Origin of the sequence: Teichococcus vastitatis (assembly GCF_003604215.1) — a bacterium.
Classification (GTDB): Bacteria; Pseudomonadota; Alphaproteobacteria; order Acetobacterales; family Acetobacteraceae; genus Pseudoroseomonas; species Pseudoroseomonas vastitatis.
This window is the reverse complement of record NZ_QXGS01000168.1, coordinates 1-1,085: the sequence shown is the minus strand read 5'-3', so window position 1 is coordinate 1,085 and position 1,085 is coordinate 1. Positions and strand designations below refer to the sequence as shown.

At 65.3% G+C, this 1,085-nt stretch carries 1 protein-coding gene and 1 pseudogene; both read left to right on the top strand.

The genetic code is table 11. The features are described from left to right. Positions 1-137: 137 nt before the first annotated feature. Positions 138-488: pseudogene (locus D2K64_RS23720) on the top strand (transposase); the annotation flags it as partial. Positions 489-661: 173 nt separating this feature from the next. After that, positions 662-892, top strand: coding sequence for a transposase (locus D2K64_RS23715; RefSeq protein ID WP_120010892.1), 231 nt, complete (start codon positions 662-664; stop codon positions 890-892). The last annotated feature ends 193 nt before the right edge of the window (positions 893-1,085 follow it).

Genomic DNA, 1,085 nt, shown 5'->3' with positions numbered 1-1,085 from the left:
GACATTCTCGCCGCCATCCAGCGCTTCTGCCTTCGCTCCCAGACGATCGGAGGAACTACGGAATCAGGACACTAGAGGGCATTCATGCCGCGGCGAGAGGAGAGCCCGCCTGGCCGCCCTTGGCCTTGTTCAAGGCGATGCTGATCGCAGTCTGGTACGACCTCTCTGACGTGAAGCTCGCGGAAGCTCTCGACGACAGGGCCTCGTTCCGGCGGTTCTGCGGCTTCTCCGACCAGGAGCCGACGCCGGAGCGCACGGCTTTCGTGCGCCTCCGCCGGAAGTTGGTGCGCCAAGGCCTGGACCAGGTGCTATTCGAAGCAGTGACCGCCCAGCTCCGGGCCAAAGCAGTGAGCGTCAAAACAGGCACGCTGATCGATGCGACGATCATCGCCTCCGCGAGCCACGTAGATGGCGAGGCAGCCTGGGCGGGTCATCAGAAGCGCAAAGCCATTCACGGCTTCAAGGCCCATGTCAGTGCCGATGCGGAGACCGCGCTTGTCGAGGCGCTCGCGGTGACGCCGGGCAATGTCCATGACGGCCGCGCCGGAGGCGTCGCCCTGCCGGAGAACCCTGGTGAGGTGCCGACAGCGCCTACCGGGGCGAGGTGTTTGGCGCGGCTCTGCGGGCCAGGGGCGGCACGCCCCGGATTGTCGCGACAGGCATGTGGTGGCGCCCTGGTGACGATACCTTGCGCAAGCTCCGACGCTGGAACTCCGCCATCCAGCGCGTCCGCTGCCGAATCGAGAAGATCTTCGGCACCTGGAAGCGCAGCTACGGACTGCGTCGCATGCGATGGCGAGGCTTGGCCAAGGCCAGTCTCCAAGTCTGCCTTACCGCCATGGCCTACAATCTCAAGCGAACAGCGAGCATTCTCGGAACGGCTGCGGCCTGAGACGGCTATTCGAGGCTCATCATCAGGCCAAACAGCCACCCCTTCCGGCAGAAAGAAGCAGCGGCCGCTCGTTCAGCCACCGGAAGGTGCAAGACCCTTCTGCGCACAGGTCTCACTAGGAGCGGGTGAAGAATGAGCGGCGAGTTCTGGCTGGCGGATCGGCCGTGGCAGCGTTCGGCACCGCTCCTGCCGA